This window comes from Micromonospora sp. WMMD737 (assembly GCF_049179055.1).
Classification (GTDB): Bacteria; Actinomycetota; Actinomycetes; order Mycobacteriales; family Micromonosporaceae; genus Micromonospora; species Micromonospora reichwaldensis.
Genome location: NZ_JBMHMH010000001.1, coordinates 2,114,565 through 2,133,604, shown reverse-complemented (window position 1 = coordinate 2,133,604; position 19,040 = coordinate 2,114,565). Strand labels below are relative to the sequence as shown.

General features: G+C 71.2%; 15 protein-coding genes. 8 read left to right on the top strand and 7 right to left on the bottom strand.

The genetic code is table 11. The features are described from left to right. Positions 1-27: 27 nt before the first annotated feature. Positions 28-522: a GNAT family N-acetyltransferase gene (locus tag ACN27A_RS08280; RefSeq protein WP_421451031.1), complete on the top strand. Its 495-nt coding sequence runs from the start codon at positions 28-30 to the stop codon at positions 520-522. A 40-nt stretch (positions 523-562) separates the two neighbouring features. Here ACN27A_RS08280 and ACN27A_RS08275 read toward each other — a convergent pair whose 3' ends face one another. The 5 genes from ACN27A_RS08275 to ACN27A_RS08255 form a co-directional block, all read right to left on the bottom strand. Further along, entirely contained in the window at positions 563-1,099 is a 537-nt protein-coding gene (locus tag ACN27A_RS08275) for an RBBP9/YdeN family alpha/beta hydrolase (protein WP_421451029.1), read from the bottom strand. Between the two features lie 38 nt (positions 1,100-1,137). Next, positions 1,138-1,617 (bottom strand): SRPBCC family protein, encoded by a 480-nt coding sequence (locus ACN27A_RS08270; protein WP_421451026.1) that lies wholly within the window; start codon positions 1,615-1,617, stop codon positions 1,138-1,140. After that, positions 1,614-1,976 carry a metalloregulator ArsR/SmtB family transcription factor gene (locus ACN27A_RS08265; protein ID WP_421451024.1) on the bottom strand — a complete coding sequence of 121 codons (363 nt, stop codon included), beginning with the start codon at positions 1,974-1,976 and terminating at the stop codon, positions 1,614-1,616. The genes ACN27A_RS08270 and ACN27A_RS08265 overlap by 4 nt, the downstream gene beginning before the upstream one ends. A 60-nt stretch (positions 1,977-2,036) precedes the next feature. Further along, positions 2,037-2,912 carry an alpha/beta fold hydrolase gene (locus ACN27A_RS08260; RefSeq protein ID WP_421451021.1) on the bottom strand — a complete coding sequence of 292 codons (876 nt, stop codon included), beginning with the start codon at positions 2,910-2,912 and terminating at the stop codon, positions 2,037-2,039. Between the two features lie 155 nt (positions 2,913-3,067). Beyond that, entirely contained in the window at positions 3,068-3,946 is an 879-nt protein-coding gene (locus ACN27A_RS08255) for an alpha/beta fold hydrolase (protein WP_421451018.1), read from the bottom strand. 105 nt (positions 3,947-4,051) lie between these two features. Here ACN27A_RS08255 and ACN27A_RS08250 point away from each other — a divergent pair, with 105 nt between their 5' ends. Beyond that, entirely contained in the window at positions 4,052-6,022 is a 1,971-nt protein-coding gene (locus ACN27A_RS08250; protein WP_421451016.1) for an AfsR/SARP family transcriptional regulator, read from the top strand. Positions 6,023-6,176: 154 nt separating this feature from the next. Continuing rightward, positions 6,177-7,007 carry a M23 family metallopeptidase gene (locus tag ACN27A_RS08245; RefSeq protein WP_421451013.1) on the top strand — a complete coding sequence of 277 codons (831 nt, stop codon included), beginning with the start codon at positions 6,177-6,179 and terminating at the stop codon, positions 7,005-7,007. 192 nt (positions 7,008-7,199) lie between these two features. Here the strand turns inward: ACN27A_RS08245 and ACN27A_RS08240 are convergent, their stop codons facing one another. Then, positions 7,200-7,664, bottom strand: a complete 465-nt coding sequence (locus tag ACN27A_RS08240; protein ID WP_421451011.1) for a DUF1801 domain-containing protein — start codon at positions 7,662-7,664, stop codon at positions 7,200-7,202. A 198-nt stretch (positions 7,665-7,862) separates the two neighbouring features. Between ACN27A_RS08240 and ACN27A_RS08235 the strand changes: the two genes are divergently transcribed. Then, the gene (locus tag ACN27A_RS08235) at positions 7,863-8,468 is read left to right on the top strand and encodes a YdeI/OmpD-associated family protein (RefSeq protein WP_421451008.1); all 606 of its coding nucleotides are present in this window, start codon (positions 7,863-7,865) and stop codon (positions 8,466-8,468) included. A gap of 56 nt (positions 8,469-8,524) precedes the next feature. On the opposite strand, the gene ACN27A_RS08230 is transcribed toward ACN27A_RS08235, so the two are convergent. Then, a complete protein-coding gene (locus ACN27A_RS08230) occupies positions 8,525-9,829 on the bottom strand; it encodes an FAD-binding oxidoreductase (RefSeq protein ID WP_421451005.1) in 1,305 nt (434 codons plus the stop codon). A 362-nt stretch (positions 9,830-10,191) separates the two neighbouring features. Here ACN27A_RS08230 and ACN27A_RS08225 point away from each other — a divergent pair, with 362 nt between their 5' ends. The 4 genes from ACN27A_RS08225 (at position 10,192) to ACN27A_RS08210 (ending at position 19,033) form a co-directional block, all read left to right on the top strand. Then, complete coding sequence (locus ACN27A_RS08225) at positions 10,192-11,088, top strand: LysR family transcriptional regulator (RefSeq protein ID WP_421451002.1); 897 nt, start codon at positions 10,192-10,194, stop codon at positions 11,086-11,088. Between the two features lie 825 nt (positions 11,089-11,913). Next, positions 11,914-13,269 carry an argininosuccinate lyase gene (locus ACN27A_RS08220; protein WP_421450999.1) on the top strand — a complete coding sequence of 452 codons (1,356 nt, stop codon included), beginning with the start codon at positions 11,914-11,916 and terminating at the stop codon, positions 13,267-13,269. A 94-nt stretch (positions 13,270-13,363) separates the two neighbouring features. Continuing rightward, the gene (locus ACN27A_RS08215; protein ID WP_421450996.1) at positions 13,364-15,664 is read left to right on the top strand and encodes a pyridoxal-phosphate dependent enzyme; all 2,301 of its coding nucleotides are present in this window, start codon (positions 13,364-13,366) and stop codon (positions 15,662-15,664) included. Positions 15,665-15,673: 9 nt separating this feature from the next. Next, positions 15,674-19,033: an AMP-binding protein gene (locus tag ACN27A_RS08210; protein ID WP_421450993.1), complete on the top strand. Its 3,360-nt coding sequence runs from the start codon at positions 15,674-15,676 to the stop codon at positions 19,031-19,033. Positions 19,034-19,040: the final 7 nt, after the last annotated feature.

Here is a 19,040-nt window from a genome sequence, read left to right as displayed (position 1 = left end):
CCCCACACCTGCGGCAGCCTTCGCGACGTGATCGAGACGCGTGTGCTCACCGAGGGCGATTGGAAGACCTGGCGGGATCTGCGGCTCGCCGCGCTGGCGGAGGCGCCGTACGCCTTCGGCTCCCAACTGGCCGACTGGCAGGGCGACGGCGACCGGGAGGAACGCTGGCGCGGCCGGCTGGCCGTTCCCGGCTCACACAACGTCGTGGCGACGCTCGACGGGCACCCCGTCGGCATGGCCAGCGGCGTGCCGACCGATCAGGACCGCGTGGTCGAGCTGATCTCGATGTACGTGGCGCCGGTGGGACGCGGCCGGAGCGTGGGCGACCACCTCGTGCGGGCGGTCGAGCAGTGGGCTCGACGGGTTGGCGCGAGGACTCTGCGCCTGGCCGTGGCGGAGGGCAACAGCAACGCCTGGGCGCTCTACCGGCGCAACGGCTTCCGTGACACGGGTGAGCTCGGCGACCTCATGCCCGACGGTCTGCGTAGGGAGCACGTCATGGCCAAGGAACTCACCGCCTAGCGGACCGGTCCGACGGGTCGGTGCCGTCACGCCGGCGGCGTCAGGGGATGAGCCGGTCGAGCAGCTCGAACCGCTCGTACGGCTGGTCGTGGTCGCCGAAGTGCCCGTCGTCGCGCACGATCTGGGTGCCGCCGAGCCGCTCGAACATGGCGCGTCCCTGCCGGTCGTCGCAGCCGTACGGATCCTCGCGGGAGTTGACGAAGTAGATGTCCCGTACGTGCGACCGGATGGCGGCCCAGTCGTAACCCTGCTGGAGGACCGGTTCCTCCTCCGTGTTGGGCCGCGTGCAGTACCCGGCGACCAGGATCGCCTGGGCGACGGTCACGTCCACGTGTTCCAGGAGCGCGAGCAGGAGGGCCGCGCCGCCGGAGTGGCCCACGAGGACCGTGTCCTCGTCGAAGCTGTGCCCGTTCAGCACCTTCGGCAGGAACGTGGCGATCGGCTCGACGTTGATGCCCGGGTGGTGCGGCACCTCGACGGCGTATCCCCGGGCCGCGAGCCGCCCTGCCAGCCAGGGATACCAGCACGCGTCCGGGTTGCCGCCGGTCCCGTGGAAGATGATCGCCCTGCGCCCCACCGTGCCCCCTTCGGATCGACGTCCTGATCACATCACCTCTACCGCTGCGCGTCGAAGTGCTCCTTCATCGCGGGGTAGTAGTCGTCGAAGTCCGGCGCCGGCCGGCCGTCGCGCGAGGCGGCCAACGCGTCCAGGTAGTACTCCCAGCCGGGCCCGACCTCGCCGACGCCCTCCGTGCCGGTCAGGTGCTGCGTGAACCGGAGCTCGGTCACGCCCGCACGTTCGACCAGCACCAGGTCCAGATGCCAGTCGCCGTGCTCGTCCACCGCGGAAACCGCCAGCCGGTGCGGCGGTTCGCACGCGTCGATGGTCATGTCCAGCCAGGGCTCGCCCTCCTCGTACGCCATCTGGACCTTGATCGTGCGTCCCGGCGCGGCGTCGCCCTGCCACGGGCCGAACCAGCGTGCCGTGCGCGCCGGATCGGTGAGGCTGGCCCAGACGTCCGCCACGGGGGCGCGGAACGTGCGGGTCAGCATGAGGTCGTCGCCGATCAGTCGGCCGGTGGGTGTGGGGCTCATGCGGTCTCCTTCTCCGATGGGTGCCGCCCGGCGGCTGTCTGCCGCTCGCGGCGGGTGCGGTAGACCTCGGTCTCCAGCGCGTCGAGGCGGTGCTGCCAGCCGGCCGGGCGCGTCAGCCGTCCCAGCCACCCGGTCAGCTCGTCGAGCGGCGCGGTGACCAGCGTGTAGACGCGCCTGCGTCCGTCGGCCGTGTCGCGCACCAGCCCGGCCTCGCGCAACACGCGCAGGTGACGGCTGACGGCCGGCCGGCTGATCACGAACCGGTCGGCGATCTGGCCGGCAGAGAGCGGTGCGTCGCGCAGCATCAGCAGGATCTCCCGCCGAACCGGATCGGCGATCGCGGCAGCCACCTCGTCCACGGCGAAAGGGTAACCAGGTTGTTACGCTTTTGGCAACGTCGCGCCCACGAGCGGACCGGCTCACGCGTTGTCGCGCACGAACGCCCGCATGAGCTCGGCGCACTCCGCCGCGTGCGTCTCCAACAGGAGGTGGCCACCGTCGTAGATGTGCGCGTCCAGGCGCTCGAGGACGCGGTGGTAGGCGAGAACCTCGTCGACGTCGAAGTAGGCGTCGTGCCGTCCCCACAGCACGAGCGCCGGCGGCTGGTGGGCGCGGTGGTATTCGGCGAGCTCATCGAAGCGGGCGACGTGGTTGGCGTAGTCGGTGAAGAGCGCGAACTGCGCGTCGACGTTGCCGGGTCGGCTCATGCGCTCCCAGTCGAGGTGCCACGACTCGGGTGCGTGCAGGGCGCGCAGCCGTTCGGGCAGCCCGGCCAGGTACTGGTCGCGGGTGCCGGCGAAGTGCAACCAGTCCGGCAGGCCGGCGCGCGTGGCGTCGGTCGGGTCGGCCCAGTAGGCCCGGGCGCTGTCCCACTGCACGCCGAGGCCGTCCTGGTGCGCGTTGCCGCTCTGGACGATCAGCCCGCGGATGCGGGCCGGGGCGCGGGTGGCCAGGTGGTATCCCACCGGTGCGCCGAAGTCGTGCAGGTAGACGAAGAAGCGCTCGATCCCGAGCCGGTCGAGAAGGTGCTCGATCGTCCAGGAGAGGTTTTCGAACGTGTAGTCGTACTCGTCGACGGTGGGCGACGCGGACATCCCGAAGCCGGGCAGATCCGGCGCGATCACGTGCGCGACGTCGGCGAGGGTGGGCATGACCTGGCGGAACGTGTGCGACGAGGAGGGGAACCCGTGCAGCAGCAGTACCGCCGGCTGACCGGGACGCCCGGCCTCGCGGAAGAACACCTCCAGTCCGTCGACGTCGGCCCGTCGATGGTGGATCTTCTGGACGGCCCGCATCGCGTCCTCCTCCCGGCTGCCCCGGCGCAGTGGCGCCGGTGGTCGCCGTCGCGTCCGGCCACGGCCGTGATGATCAGGTGTACGGGACACCGACACCGCCCACCCCATCGTGCCGGACCCGAACCGACCTTGCCCGACCATCTCGACATCCGTAGCTACCGCGCAAGCAGGGAGCGCAGGACCTTGATGATCTCGTCAGGCGCTTCCTCGGCCATGAAGTGCCCGGCCGACGTGGTGCGGTGGTCCAGATCAGCAGCCCAGGTGTGCCACAGCGCGGCGGCGTCGTAGCCGAGTGCGGCTCCCCAGTCCTGCTGGACGACGGTGGCCGGCATGGGCAGCCGGTTCCCGGCGGCGCGGTCGGCCTGGTCGTGTTCGATGTCGATGCCGGCCGAAGCGCGGTAGTCGGCGACGATGGAGGGGACTGCCTCGCGGGAGGCATTCAGGTACTCCGCCCGCAGGTCCGCAGGAATCGCCTGGGGATTCCTGGCCCACACGTCGAGAAAGTAACCGAAGAAGGCGTCCGCGCTGGCGCTGATCATCTGCTCGGGCAGGCCGGGCGGCTGGGCCATCAGGTACAGGTGGAAGGCGATGGCGGCGGAGGACCCGTGCAGGATGTCCCACATGTCCAGCGTCGGCAGGACGTCGAGGATGGCGAGGTGGGTGATCGTGGCGGGATGGTCGAGGCCGGCGCGGATGGCGACGAGGGCGCCACGGTCGTGTCCGGCCAGGGCGAAGCGCTCGTGGCCGAGCCTGCTGGCGAGGGTGACGATGTCGGCGGCCATGGTCCGCTTGGAGTACGTCTCGACGTCGCGCGCGTCGGGCTTGTCGCTTGCCCCGTAGCCGCGCAAATCAGGACAGATCACGGTGTGGTCGGTGGCCAGGTCGACGGCGACGTGCCGCCACATGACGTGGGTCTGCGGAAAGCCGTGCAACAGCACGATCGGGCTGCCCGTACCCCCCACCGCCGCGTTAATCGTCACGTCCCCGTCGACCGCGACGCGCTGGTAGTCGAAGCCGGGAATGGTGATGGTCATGGTCGTCCTCTTCTCGTCGGGTGGGCGATTCCAGCGTGCCGGTCGCGGATGAGCAAACGATGAGCGCGATACGTTGAACGCAGGTGCGGAAGGGCGGTTCGATCAGTGCAGGTCAGGTTCGGTGTCCTCGGGCCGGTCGACGCCTGGGACGCCGCCGGCGCGCCGATAGACCTGAAAGGGCCGAAACACCGCGCGGTGCTGGCGCGACTCCTCGTCGGGCGCGGTCGGGTCGTACCGGTCGACCGCCTCGTCGACGACCTGTGGGAGGAGCCCTCACCAGGTGCGGTGGGCAGCGTCCGCACGTTCGTTGCGGCGTTGCGGCGCGCGCTGGAGCCGCAGCGAGCACCGCGCGAGCCGGCACGGTTGCTGGTCACCGAGGGCCCGGGCTACGCGCTCAGGGTGGCGCCGGACGCGGTCGACGCCTGGCGGTTCGAGAACGAGGTCGCCGCCGCGTCCACCGCGCCGCCGCACGAGGCACTCGAGCGGCTCGATCGTGCCCTGGGCTGGTGGCGGGGACCCGCGTTCGCCGGCATCGACGACGAGCCGTGGACGCGCGTCGAGCGGTCCCGCCTCGAACAGCTACGGCTGAACGCGATCGAGCAGCGGGCCGAGGCGCGACTGACTGTCGGGCGCGCCTCGGACGTCGTACCCGATCTCGACGCCCACGTAGCCGAGCATCCGTGGCGGGAGGAGGCGTGGCGGCTGCTGGCGCTCGCCCTGTACCGCGCGGGACGCCAGGGTGACGCGCTCGCGGTACTGCGCCGAGCCCGCAGCCTGCTTCTGGAACAACTCGGCGTCGATCCGAGCCCGCGACTGCGTCGCCTGGAGACCGACATCCTCCGTCAAGCGGATCGGGTCGGCGACGGGCTGGGTTCACCGGGACCGCAACGGGTCTGGGCGGAGACCGCAGCGGCATTCGACCGTACGGTGGCGTCGGGCTCCGGGTCCCGACTGGAGTCGACGGTCGGCCTGCTGCGAAGTCTCGCCGTGACGGGGGCGAGCGGACTCGAGGCCGCGCGCGAACAGCGGATCGCGGCCATCGCCGCCGCCGAGCAGTTGGGCGATCCCGACCTCACCGCCCGGGTGATCGGCGGCTACGACGTACCCGCGATCTGGACGCGCTCGGATGATCCGGCGCAGGCGACGCGGATCGTGGCGGCGGCCGAGCGGGCCCTGGCCGCCCTTCGTCCTGGCTCGTCCGAGGCCACCCGAGCCCGACTGCTGGCCACGATCGCGGTGGAGTCACGCGGCACCCGCGCGGCGCGCGGACCCCAGGCGGCCCAGGAAGCGGAGCGGATCGCGCGCCGCCTGGGCGACCCGGCCCTGCTGGCCTTCGCGCTGAACGGCGTGTTCATGCAGACCTTCCACCGTGCGGGCCTGGCTCCTGAGCGGGACCAGATCGGCGCCGAGCTCGTCGCGCTCTCCGCCCGGCACGGCCTGGGGACGTTCGAGATCCTCGGTCATCTCGTCCGACTGCAGGCCCGCAGCGCGCTCGCGGACTTCGCCACCGCCGACCAGCACGCCACCGCAGCGGACCGGCTCGCCGAACGGCACGACCGCCCGCTGGTCGGCGTGTTCACCCAGTGGTACCGCGCACTGCGGCTGGCCGCGACCGAGCCGTCGCCGCAGGCCGCGGAAACGGCCTACCGCAACGGGGCGGCACAGCTCGCCACCGCCGGCATGCCCGGCGTCGAGCGGGGCCTCCTACCACTGGCCCTGCTGTGCCTGCGCGTGTCGCACGGCGAACCGGTCCGCTTCGACGGTGACATCGACTGGGGCCCCTACGCGCCCTGGGCGCGTCCACTCGTCCTACTGGGACGGGACCGCCCGGCCGAGGCCGGCGCGGCGCTGCGTCAGACCCCGGCTCCGCCGCGCGACCTGCTGTTCGAGGCCCTGTGGTGCCTCACCGCCCGAGCTGCGATCGCCCTGGACGACCGGCCGGCGATGGAACGCGCCCGGAGCGAACTCACGCCGGCCGCCAACGAGCTGGCCGGAGCCGGCAGCGGCATGCTCACCGTCGGCCCCGTCGCAGGCCATCTCGATGACCTCGACGCGGCCCTCAGCCGCAGCCGATGAGCCGGAGAGCTGGGCCGGGAGATCTTCACGCGCGACGTGACCTACGACGACCCAGGCCCTGGCCTCGCTACGTCACGGAGAGGACTCGCGTAACGTCCCAAAGCGATCGTAGGAAACCCTTGCCCTCCAACGGAAGTAGCCTTACGTTGCATCGATGATCCTCAGCGGTGAGCCTCGCCCTGACCCTCCTCAGAATGTCAGCCACGGCGATCTGCCACCCGAGGATCTCGGTGGCATCGCCTATCTGCGGGGACTTTCGAGACGGGGGTTCATCACAGGCGCCGCGTTGGCGGCATCCGGGGTGTCGGCCGCCTTTGCTCTGCTGCCCGGCTCCGCTCAGGCTGCCGGCAGCTATCAGAGGCCGTGCGGAAACGTCCGGATCTCGAGCTCGTGGCAGGACCACCGGAACCGGACGCCGCCCTCGGGCGAGCCGGGCACCGACTACGCGGTCGGAATCGGTACCCCCGTCAAGGCCGCGGCGAACGGCACGATCCGTTACGTGAAGACCGACACCTCCACCGCGACCGGGCGCGTCGTGGGGATGGCTCACGATGATGGCAACTACACCCGGCACCTGCACCTGTCGACGATCGCCGTCTCGACCGGTCAACGTGTGTCGCGGGGCCAGACGATCGCGTACTCCGGCGCCTCGGCGCACGGCAGTGACCGCGGTGTCGGGCCGCACGTGCATACGAGTCTCTGGCTGAACACCGGCAGCCCCACGAATTTCCGCGCGACGGTGGATTTCGAGAACTACGTCGGAGACGTCGCCAACCCGAACCCGACCGACCAGGAGGTAGATGAAGTGTTCATCGCGAATGTCAAGGGCAACTGGTACCTCGTAGTTCCCCAGGGCACCGGTAAGCCGCGGGCGGTGGTGCTCGGTGGCGACAGCAATGCCGCCGCTTCCGGCCTCCCCGTCCTGAACTTCAGCTGGGACCCGTCGATCAACGCGCTCAGGGCCGCAGTCGACGGCATCGGCTGATCTGGCCTGACACGTCACGACGGCCCGGGACCCACGCGGCGCAGACATCGGCAGCGTTGTCGTGCGCCGCCACCCAGGTCCGTTCGGCGTCGACATTCCCGACCTCGGCCTCGTGCTGCCCGGCAATGCCGCCGGCCTCGACGACGGCGCGCTCAACGTCGCCGGGCGTCGGCCGTCTGGGAAGCCGTCGTCTCACAACTGCCGCGTTCCCGCTGCGCGCCGTACGATGTCGCCGAGCTGCTCCCACGCCTGCTCCGTCGGTTCGGCGAGCGCGTACGAGGTCGGCCAGAACCCGCATTCTTCGTCGAGGGCCGCCTGCGTGCTCACCCCGAACGTCGAGTAGCGCTCCTTGTCCATCTGCCCGCTGCGGAAGAAGACCACGACCTTCCCGTCCCTGGCGTACCCGGGCTGGCCGTAGTACAGCTTGGGGGCGAGGTCCGGCGCGACGGCCGTGACGATCGCGTGCACACGCTCCGCCATTTCCCGGTCTCCGTCGGGCATCCGCGCGATCTTCGCGAGCAGCTCCGCTTCTTCGGCGGCGGCCTTTTCCGCGCCCTTCGTGCGCCTGGCACCCGCTCTCAGCTCCGCCGCACGCTCCTTCATCGCCGCCCGCTCCTGCGTGGAGAAACCTCCCGCGTCAGCGTCCTTCTTCGTCATCGTCGTTTCTCCTCGACGTCGCATGGCCGTGTGCCGTCCACGCTATCGGCGGTGCATCCGACGTCACTTCTCGATTCCTGACCAGTCACGCCAGCTCCTCTCACGAGGACAGGTTGTGCCCGCGTCCACGGCAGCCCGACGAGCAGGGCCTTCCCACAGGATGATGCTGCGGCCACGGCGCAGCGATAGCCTGCCGTCATGGTGAGCGCCGAACTGGATGAGTTGATCGTCGCGGACGCCGAGGCGCTGCGCGCGTGGCTGTCGGCCAACCATGCCACGTCGCCCGGTGTCTGGCTCGCTCTGACCAGGAAGGGCGGCACGGTCACGACGCTGACCTGGCAGCAGGCGGTCGACGAGGCCCTGTGTTTCGGCTGGATCGACGGGCAGGCCCGTAAACGGGATCAGGAGACCTCCTGGATCCGGTTCACCCCGCGCAGGCCCCGCAGTTCCTGGTCGCAGCGCAACGTCGCCCACGTGGCGCGGCTGGAGGCGCAGGGGCGGATGCTGCCCTCCGGCCGCGCCGCTGTGGAAGCCGCGAAGGCGGACGGGCGGTGGGCGGCCGCCTACGCCCCGCCGTCGGAAGCCGAGGTGCCCGACGACCTCCTCGCCGCCATCGCTGCCGACCCCGCCGCCCAGGCCATGTTCGACGTGCTCACCAAAACCAACAGGTTCGCTCTGATCCACCGCGTCAACGGGGTCAAGCGGGCGCAGACCCGTGAGCGGAAGATCAGCGAGTTCGTTGCCATGCTGGCCCGTCACGAGACGATCTACCCGCAGAAGGCCAAGCCGCCGCACTCGCCGTGATCGGCGTTGTCATGATCACGAACGTACGGGAACGTGCCTGCTGTGGGATGTCTGCCTCAGGCATGCACCGGGAAGTTGGCGCGGAACACGTGGTGCGGGTCGTGGCGGCGTTTGATGTCGCGGAGGCGGGTCAGCGTGTGCGGGGTGAAGGCGTCGGCGAGGGTTTCGGTCGGGTTGAGGAAGGTGAGGGGTTTACGGCCGCTGGTGGGCAGTGCCTCGGCGAGGGCGCGTTGCTTGGCGACGACGGCTTCGGCGCGGGCCGGGTCGGTGGGCAGTCCGAACAGGTAGAGCGCGTAGGGCTCGGTGAGCGGGCCGTGCGGGCTGTCCGATGGGCGGGCCAGCGCGCCGCCCAGATGCCGTAGTTGCGCGCTGAGCAGCGGTGCGATCGGGTCGTCCAGCAATGTCCTGACCGCCTTGTCGTCCAGTGTGGTCAGGAGTTCGGTGTGGGACAGTCCGGCGCTCGGCTCGGTTGGTTCGGCGGTGATGGCGCCGAGTTCGGCCACCGACATGGGCTGCCGGCTGTCGGAGATCGGCGAGGGTAAACGGTCCAGCGGGGCCAGCAGGTCGCGGGCCTCGTCCGGGTCGCCGAGATAGGTGGCGTCCACGGCGACCATCGGCTCGGCGCCGGGGAAGTGCAGCAGGTCGAGCCAGACGGTCAGCTCGTCCGGCGCGGCGGCGGTGATCGTGCGGTAGGCGTCCATCACCGCGGGGGCGTGCCCTGCGGGCCACAGCACCCTGCCTCCGTAGAGGCGGGGTGCGGGGTGCAGGGCGAGGTGCAGGGCGGTGACGATGGCGAAGCTGCCGCCGCCACCGCGCAGTGCCCAGAACAGGTCGGGTTCGGTGTCGGCGGTGACGTGTCGTTCGCGGCCTTCGGCGTCGACGATGTCGAGGGCGGTGACGCTGTCGGCCACCCAGCCGTGTGCGCGGCTGAACCAGCTCAGTCCGCCGCCGAGTGCGACGCCGGTGACGCTGACCACCGGCGAGCTGCCGGGCAGGCCCGTCAGGCCGTGTGCTGCGGCAGCGGCCTGGACCCGGCCGGACGGCACGCCGGCGCCGACACGGGCCCGGCGGGTCGCCGGGTCGATCTGGAGGGTGTCCAGGCGCCGGGTGCGCAGCAGGATCGTGCCGGCAGTGTTGCCGGTGGCGCCGTGTCCGTTGGGTTGGGTGGTGATGCTCGACCCGGCCGCGCGGGCGTGGCGGACGAGCGCGGCGACGTCGGCGGCGTCGGCGGCCTCGACGACGGCGTCGACCGGCTGTTCGATGGCGAGGTTCCAGGGCCGGCGGGCGATGTCGAAATCGGGCTCGCCGGACAGCCACACCTGGCCGCGGAGGGTGGAGCGCAGATCGTGCAGGGCGTTCATCGTTGTCCTTCTGCCGTAGGTTCAGGCGGCGACGCGCGTGACCGCGGCGTCGGTGGCCCGTGGTGGTGTGGCGGCGTCCGGCGTGCAAGCCGACCCGGACGACTCCCGGTCCGTGAGGTCCTCACCGAGGCCGAGGCGGGAGATAACGCGTCGAGGACTCCACGCGGTCTCTCGGTGCGCGGACGACCGCCTCGCCGTGGGCGGCGTCCGCGGCCAAGGCTCGGCTGTCGGTGACGTACATGATTGCTCCGCGGTTGATCGGGGTGTTTCGGTGCCTCAACCTTGCGGCTGGCCCGGACGACGAACAATGCCGACGTGTGCCATGATCGTGAAGCTGCGATTAACGATGCAGGGGGACGGGGATGCTGGAGCGGCACGAGCTGGAAGCGTTTCTCGCCGTCGCCGAGGAACTGCACTTCGGCCGTGCCGCCGAACGACTGCGGGTCTCCACCGCGAGGATCAGCCAGACCATCCGCAAGGTGGAACGGCGAGTCGGCGTCGCACTGTTCAACCGGACCAGCCGCCGGGTCGAGCTGTCCCAGGTGGGGCGTGCGTTCTATGAGGATCTCCGACCGGCCTGGGACCAGGTGGCCGCCGCGGTCGACCGGGCGGTAGAGGCGGGCCGTGGGTTCACCGGAACCCTGCGGGTCTGCTTCACGGGCGCCGCCGGTGGCCAGTTGCTGGTCAGCGTCAGCGAGGTGTTCCGGCGGCGCCATCCCGAGTGTCAGGTCCAGATCCGCGAGGCGCAGATGGGTGAGCTGATGCCCTGGCTGCGCGGCGGGAAGGTCGACCTCGCCCTGGCCACCTTCCCCGTGGACGAGCCCGACATCGGCACCGGCCCGGTCCTGGTGTCCGAGGCGCGGTTCCTGGCCGTGCCGGTCGGGCATCCCTTCGCCGGTCGCGACGCTGTTTCGGTCGAGGACCTGGCCGATGTCACCATGCTGCAACTGCCCGACACCCTGCCGTCATCCCTGCGCGCCGACCGCACCCCGCACGCCACCCCGGCCGGGCGACCCATCAGCGCCGGGCTTCCCGGCGCGACGTTCCACGAGATCCTCACGCACGTCGGTGCCGGACTCGGCGTCTTCCCTGTCGGCGACAACGCCAGGCGCTACTACGCCCGCCCCGACGTCGCGTACGTGCACCTGCGCGACGCGCAACCCCTGCAGTGGGGCCTGCTCTGGCGCACCGACGGGGCCACTGCCCGCGTCCGCGCCTTCGCGGAGGCCGCCCACGTGCTCACGTCCGAGGACCGATGAACGGGCGTTCACCGGCCGCAGCCGGATCGACCACCGCCAGCCAGCCGCACGGTCGGTAGTCGTAGCGCTGCTCGCAGTCAGCGTCATCGACGCAGCCTGGAGTCCCGCTTGAAGGGGTCACGTGCAGGCAGGCGCTGTCCCGTGTCGGCTGGCAAGGGGTGGGGTCGACCAGATCCCCTGCCACGCTACGAGTTTCCACGCGCCGATGGCGCTCGTTCGTCGCGGCCGTGAGCCTGCCAGCAGTATCAATGGCCGTGGGTGGCCCCGGCCGGAGGGAAAGTGCCCACCGTCGTCAGGGCGCCCGGGTGGGTGCTTCGGAGCCGGGTGCCGGGAAGAACAAATGCGGCCTGTACCAGACATAGCGCGCGGAATGCAGTCCCTTGCGGGGCATGAGGCGCGCGGCTAATCTCGCCCCATCGAAGACCGCGTATTGGCGCGAACTGCCGATTCACGCTCCGTTGCCTGCACGATGTCGTAGTCGCTCCACGGGGGAGTTGGTGCCATGTCTGGTGACGGCAAGCGTCGAATTCGTCCAGCGCCGCCGATCGCGCCTTCCTTGTGAATCGTCGCATCCACCTCAGGTGACTGTCCTTCATTCGAGGCGGTCCGATCCGCAGGCGATGTCACGCGCCCGAGGGTGCGGATTCGGGTTGCAGTCCGGCCGTGCAAATCCGTAACGGGGGTCTTCAGTTGCAACTCGTTCCCGAGGGCTCCGCCCTGATGTCAGGACGGTTGTCCAGCGGTCCGTCCCGTCAGGTGCATGACGAAATCCTCCGACCGCAGTTCGACTTCGACATGACCCACCTGCTTCCCCACTATCTCGCCGTGGAAGTGGTTCTCCTGCTCGAGTACGAGCGGATGGGCATCGTCACCGGCGACCAACGGCGCGACATCTCGGACAAGCTCGGCAGGATCGACGAGTCCACGCTCAGCGCCGACCCCGCCACCAACATGTCCGACACGTCGATGGCCATCGAGCAGTGGGTGCACGGTCAGTTGACCGGGCCGGTCCCGGCCTGGCACGTCGACCGCAGTCGTAACGACTCTCAGGCGACCGCCCACGCTCTCGCGGCGCGCGAGTGGTTCGGTGGGGCGGCGGAGGACCTGCTGGGCCTCGGTGCGGCCGTCCATCGACTCGCCAACGGCACGACCGACCTGCTGATGCCGGGATACACCCACCTGCAAGCGGCTCAGGTGATCACTCCCGGCTTCTACCTGGCCGCCCTCTCCCAGCAGATCCTGCACAACCTGCGCCGCTGGCTCGCCACCTACGACGGCAACGACCTCTCGCCGCTCGGCGCGGGCTCGATGGCCGGCCAGCAGTTGCCCTGGGACCGTCACCGCATGGCGCACCTGCTCGGCTTCGCGGGACCGGTTCCGCACGCCCTGACCGCCGTGGCGTCCCGGTCGCTGGCCTTGGAGATGATGGCGGAATTCTCCATTCTGGGCGCCGAACTGAGCCGCTTCGTCACCGATCTCATGACCTGGGGCAGCAACGAGTACGCCTTCATCGACCTGCCTGACGAGCTTTCCGGCATCTCGGCGGCGATGCCGCAGAAGAAGAACTTCCCGATCCTGGAGCGGATCCGCGGGAAGTTGGCGCATCTCGGCGCCTTCGGTGTGGACATCGTCCTCGCCCAACGCTCGACGCCCTATTCCAACATGGTGGAGGTGTCCAAGGAGGCGACGGCGAACCTCCATGTCTCCGTCTCCACCACGCGGACGGCCCTGCGGCTCTTCTCGACCGTCGTCGACAACCTGCGTTTCCGGTCCGACCGGATGCGGGAAGCCTGCCGGCGGGAGTATCTGGGGGCGTTCGCACTGGCTAACGACCTGACCCTCGACGACGGGATTCCCTGGCGCGACGCCCAGATCGTCGTCGGCCAGTACATCGCCGCCGCCATCTCCTCTGGCATCCCGCCCCATCCCGGAGACCCCGGGCTGTTGGTCGAGGTCGCCGGCCGGCACGGATACCAGGTCTCCGATGCCGCACGCGTGCTCGCCGCCGCCTTCGACATCGAGAACGCAATTCGTGGAAAGCGGTCGACGGGCTCGGTCAATCCGCAGGAGTTGGCCGACCTGCTCGCCAGCCAGGCGGACGAGTTCCGGCTCCTCCGGCAGCAGTGGGACGACCGTCGTGAACGGCGAGGTTCCGCCCGGGCGCTGCTCGGGCGTCGATGAGCGTCGAATCGGGGGGAAGAATGACGATCTTGAGCGGAGCAGCCCGGGTGGGCGCGAGCGACGTCGGCACCCACGGACGATCGGGGGCCGGCGCGTGATCTTCCAGAACGTCGTCGACGCCATCGGGCACACGCCGTTGATCAGGCTGACGATGGATGTCGACCCGCGGGTCGAGGTGTACGCCAAACTCGAACTCCAGAACCTCTTCGCGATGAAGGACCGGGTCGCCCGCTACGTGATCCTCGAGGCCAGACGGCTGGGCGTACTCCGACCGGGCGCGCCGATCGTCGAGAGTTCCTCCGGCACGATGGCGCTGGGAGTCGCCCTCGTCGGCACCGCTCTGGGTCATCCGGTGCACGTCGTCACCGACCCCCGGATCGACCCCGTGACGCTGGCCAAGCTGCGCGCCCTGGGCTGCCAGGTGCACGTCGTCGACCGGATGTCCAGCCAGGGCTGGCAGGGTGCCCGCCTCGAACGGCTGCACGAGCTCCTCGAAGCCCTGCCGGGCGCGTTCTTTCCCGAGCAGTACCGGAATCCGGACAACCCGGGTGCGTACCGGTCCCTGGCCGGGGAGCTGCTGGGGGACCTCACCTCCTTCGACGTCCTGGTCGGGGCTGTCGGCACCGGTGGATCGCTGTGCGGCTCGGCCCGGGCGCTGCGACGCGCGCTGCCCGAGCTGCGAGTGGTGGGGGTGGACTGCGTGGGCAGCGTGCTGTTCGGTCAGCCGGACGTGCCCACCAGGTTGCAGGGCGGCCTCGGCAACAGCCTCGAGCCCGCCAACCTGGACCGTCGCCAGATCGACGAGGTGCACTGGCTCAACGACCGGGAGGCGTTCGGCGCCACCCGTGACCTGGCCCGCGAGCAGCAGATCTTCGGCGGCAACACGTCGGGCTCGGTCTACCAGGTACTGAAGGACGTGGCTCGCCGGGCGGAGCCGGGGAGCCGGATCGTCGGCATCTTCCCCGATCGCGGCGACCGGTACGCGCAGACCGTCTACGACGACGGATGGGCCGCCGACCGCCTGCACGAGATGGACGCGGCGGACCGGCCACGCCCGATCAGCCCCGGCGAGGTCGCCGTGAGCTGGTCGCGGACGGACGACGTCCCACGCACGGACGGCGAGCGGTACCTGTTGTTCCTGGAGGCGAACACGAGCGGGACCGGCGTGCTCGCCCTGAGCGTCGCGCGACGGATGGGGCTGCGCCCGGTGCTGCTCACCGACCGTCCCGACCGCTACCCGGGGCTCGTCGACACCGACTGCGAGATCCTCGTCTGCGAGACGCACGACCTGCCGGCCCTGCGCTCGCTCATCCAAGGCAGGTTCCGTCGTGAACAGCTCGCCGGGGTGACGACGACGAGCGACTTCTACACCGTGCTCGCCGCCGAGCTGGCCGACTGGCTGGGACTGCCGGGCAACCCGCCGGCGGCCGTGGCCGCCTGTCGGAACAAGGCCCTGCTGCGGGAGGCGCTGCGGGACAGTGGGATCCGGCAACCCCGCTTCGTGGCGGTGACGGATCCGGCACGGGCCGCTGCCGCGGTGCGCGAGGTCGGACTGCCGTGCGTGGTGAAGCCCGCGGACGACTCCGGATCCAACGCCGTGCTGCTCTGCGCCACCGTCGAGGAGGCGACCGCGCACGTGGCGGCGGTCCTCGGGATGCGCGTCAACGTCCGGGGCATGCCGACCGCCCGCTGCGCGCTGGTCGAGGAGTACGTGCGGGGTGCCGAGTTCAGCGTCGAGGTGTTCGGCGAGAGCAGCGGGAACCGCTGTCTCGGGATCACCGAGAAGCGGGTGACCGGTGGGCCGTACTTCGCGGAGCTCGGGCACGTCTTTCCCGCGGACCTGCCGGCGGACCAGGCGACCGAGATGGTGGATGCCGTCCTGCGGGCGCTCGCCACGGTCGGGATGTCACACGGGGCGACCCACACCGAGGTACGCCTCACGCCGTCCGGCCCGGCCATCATCGAGATCAATCCCCGCCCGGCCGGCGGGATGATCCCCGAGCTCTACCGCCTCGCCACCGGCTCCGACCTGCTCGCCGCGCAGCTGGCCGCCGCCGTCGGGGGGCCGACCCGGCTCTCCTCGACCACCCACGGGTACGCCGCGATCGAGTTCCTGGTGGCTTCCCGGCCCGGGACGCTCCGGGCTATCGCGGCCGGGGCGGAGATCGAGCGCCTCGACGGCGTCGAACAGGTGACCGTGACGGCGTCCCCCGGCACGTCCGTGCGGCCACCGCGCAACGGCTACGACCGCCTGGGGCACGTCATCGCCACGGGCTCCAGCAGAGCGGAGGTCGTCCGCCGGATCCGTGCCGCCGTGGACCAGGTCCAGCTGCTGGTCGACGAGGACAGCCCGGACGCCGTCAGCGACGAAGCGTCCCTGGCCCCGGCCCACTGAGGGACGACCATGACCCACACCTCGCTCATCGCGGCACTGTCGGCCTGGGCGGACACCCGAGCGGACGACCCCGCACTGACCTTCGTCGACAGTGCCGGGGCGACGACCACCACCACGTACGGGCAGCTCGACGAGGGCGCTCGTACCGTGGCCGGCCACCTACGGTCGATCGCCGAACCGGGCGACCGGGCGCTGCTGCTCTTCCCACCCGGCCTCGACTACGTCACGGCCTTCCTCGGCTGCCTATACGCCAACGTGGTCGCGGTGCCGCTCTACCCGCCGGGCCCCCACGCGCGCCTCGACCGCGTCACCACCGTCGTACGCGACTGCGGAGCCACCCACGCGTTGACCACCGCGAAGCTGGTCGAAGCGCTGTCGGGGCTGGCAACCGAGCCGGGCGGACCGGCGGTGCACCCGATCGAGGCGGTGCGGGCGCAGGCCGCTCCGGTGGGCCCCCACCGGCCGGCGCCGGGCGACCTCGCCTTCCTCCAGTACACCTCCGGGTCGACGGGCGATCCCAAGGGGGTCATGGTCGGGCACGGCAACCTCACCGACAACCACCGGGCCATCGCGGCCGGCTTCGGGATCACCACCGACGACGTGGTGCTCAGCTGGCTGCCGATGTACCACGACATGGGTCTCATCGGCACCACGTTGCTGCCGCTGTTCATGGGCGTGCCGGCGGTCCTGCTCGACACGTTCGCGTTCGTCCGGAATCCGCTGCGCTGGCCGGCGGAGGTGTCCCGGTTCAGGGCGACCCTCTCCGGTGGACCCAACTTCGCCTATCAGCTCCTGGCGGACCGCTTCGACGCCGGGCTGCTCGACGGGATCGACCTCAGCTCGTGGCGGGTCGCGTTCAACGGCGCGGAGCCGGTGGACAGGCGGACGATGGACGCGTTCTCCGCCGCGTACGCGCCGCTCGGGTTCGACCGCCGGGCGTTCTATCCGTGCTACGGGCTGGCGGAGGCGACGCTCTTCGTCAGCGGCCCCGAGGCGTCGACCGGCTACCGCGCCGGCACCTTCGACCGGCGCGTCCTCGAGACGGGCCGGCTGACCGGGACGACCGGGGCAGCGGCGACGGACCCGGTCACGCTGGTCTCCTGCGGCACCCCGCCACCGGGTACGACGGTCGCCGTGCGCCGCGCGGACGGCGCACCCTGCGCGGCGGGCGAGGTCGGCGAGATCTGCGTGAGCTCCGGCGGGGTGGCCGCCGGGTACTGGGGCAGGTCCGACTCCGCCGCGACGTTCGCCGCCACCGTCGGCGGCCGGCAGGGGACGTTCCTGCGTACCGGGGACCTCGGCGCGATGTACGACGGCGAGCTCTACGTCGCGGGGCGCCAGAAGGATCTGATCATCCGCGCGGGCCGCAACTACCACCCCCACGACATCGAGGCCGTCGCCACCGCGGGCGACGAGCACCTGCGCCAGGGCGGCGCCGCGGCGTTCCAGCCGGAGACCGGTGACCAGCGGGTGGTGCTGGTGGTCGAGGCCTCCCGCAGCGGGCTGGCGCGGCTGCTCGCGGACCCCGCGCTGCTCACGTCGTTGACCGGCGGGCTGCGGCGTCGGGTGGCCACCGAGTGCGGGTTGGACCTCGACGACGTGGTCGTCGTCATGCCCGGCGCGATACCGAAGACCTCCAGCGGGAAGGTCCGCCGGCGTGCCACCAGGGAGCAGTTCGTCGGCGGGCGGCTCAAGCTCGTCGTGCCGGCGGTCCCGTCCGTGGCGCCCGAGCGGGCCGCCGCCGACACCCACCCCGGAGACCGGTCCACTGCGGTGGAACAGCTCGTCCGCCGGTACGCGAACCTCGAAGGGGCCGAGTGGGACCCGTCGCTGCCGCTGGCGGCGCTGGGACTCGGTTCGCTGCGACTGATCGAACTCAAGGCGGCGGTCGAGCGGCTGGTGGACGGCACCCTGGACGCCGAGCTGTTCTTCGGCGACCGGTCGGTGGCCGAGCTGGTCGCCGCCGCCGCGTGCCCCGGCCCGGCCGCCGTGCCGCTACCGGCGGAGACCGGCGCGGTGAGCCCCGCCTCGGCCGGCCAGGTCGAGCTGCACTTCTACGACGAGGTGTCGCGCGGCAGCCGGGCGAACAACCTGGCGATCGCCCTGCGCCTCTCCGGCCGCGTCGAGGAGGACCTGCTGCGGGCCGCGATCGACGAGGCCGTCGCTCGGCACCCCGCGCTGCGCACGACCCTCGGACCGCTCGGGTCCGGCACCCAGACCGTGCACGGGCAGGGCACTGTCGACTGGGAGTGCCGGGCCTTCCCGGACGGCCCCGACGAGACGGTACGCGCCCACCTGCACGAGCGGGCCTACCGCCCCTTCGACCTGGTGAAGGGCCCGTTGGTGCGGGCCGGGGTGGCGTACCCGCCGGACGGCACGGTGCTTCTCGTGGCGTGTCACCACGCGGTCGTCGACCACTGGTCGCTCCAGCTCCTGCTCGCCGAGATCCTGCCCCGGATCACGGGCGGCGACGCCCCGCCGGCCCCGGGTGGACCTGGTGCGGCGGACGCCACCGACTGGGCCCGGCTACAGCAGCAGGCGCGACTCGATCCCGACCGGCGCGACCGGGTCACGGCCCTGGCCGAGAAGTGGCGGCCACTGCGTGACCTCGTACTCTTTCCGCAACGACCCGCTGGCGGCGGGTCTGCACGACGACGGCCGGACCCGGACCGGCACCGGGCCGGCTGGCTCGACTTCGAGGCCGACCCGGACGTCGTACGGGCCCTGCACCGGCACGCGGCGCGGCGCGGCTTCACCCCGTTCGTCCCCCTGCTGGCCGCCTACGTCCAAGCCCTGCACGAGGTGACCGGCGAGCCGCGGATCGTGGTCGGCGCGCCGCACCACGGGCGCACCGACCAGCGCTTCGCCGGCACCGTCGGCTACCTGGTCAACATGGTGCCCGTCCTCGGCGACCTGACCGACCGGCCCGATCCGTCGGCACTCGAGGAACGCCTGTGGCGGGAACTGCGGGCGGCACTGTCGACGGCGGACGTTCCCTTCAGCGACCTGGTCCGGGCACTCGGCGCGGATCGGCACGGCCAGAATCCGCTCTTCCAGGCGACGTTGACGCTCCAGCAGCCGGTGGACGGCGGCGACGTCGGTCTGTCCGTGCCGTGGAGCCGACGGCGGCGACGGATCGGGTCCCACGACGTCGAGACGTTCGATGTGCCGCCGATGGACGTCGCCTTCGCGGCGAGCCTCTACGGCGCCCTCGACGCGGGCGGACTCACGTTCCGCCTCGTCCACCAACGCACCCTCGTGTCCGCGGAGACGGCAGCCGAGGTGTGCCGGCGGTTCTGCGAGAACCTCGCCCGGCTGGTCCGGCGGCCGTCCACAGCACTCGCCCACGACCCGGTTCGACTCAGCTAAGGCGGAG